The sequence below is a fragment of the Streptomyces albus subsp. albus genome, from assembly GCF_000719865.1.
Classification (GTDB): domain Bacteria; phylum Actinomycetota; class Actinomycetes; order Streptomycetales; family Streptomycetaceae; genus Streptomyces; species Streptomyces albus_E.
Window position 1 is genome coordinate 1 of the sequence record NZ_JOID01000120.1, and the last position, 226, is coordinate 226.

Genomic DNA, 226 nt, shown 5'->3' on the forward strand with positions numbered 1-226 from the left:
TACGCCGAAGTACCGGCGGAATGTCTTCACCGACGCGGTCCTCACCCGCTGCGAAGAGGTCATGCGCAAGGTCTGCGAGGACTTCGGCGCGGAACTCAAAGAGTTCAACGGCGAGAGCGATCATGTGCACCTGCTCGTGCACTACCCGCCGTCCGTCGCCCTGTCCCGGCTCGTCGGCAGCCTCAAAGGCGTCTCCGCACGGCGCCTGCGACAGGACTTCCCCGCA

The 226-nt window shown here is 65.5% G+C and carries 1 protein-coding gene; it reads left to right on the forward strand.

Annotated features, from left to right (window positions below; genetic code table 11):
* On the forward strand, positions 1 to 226 hold a 226-nt coding region (tnpA, locus tag IF83_RS0129635), incomplete at both ends, for an IS200/IS605 family transposase (protein ID WP_030549531.1).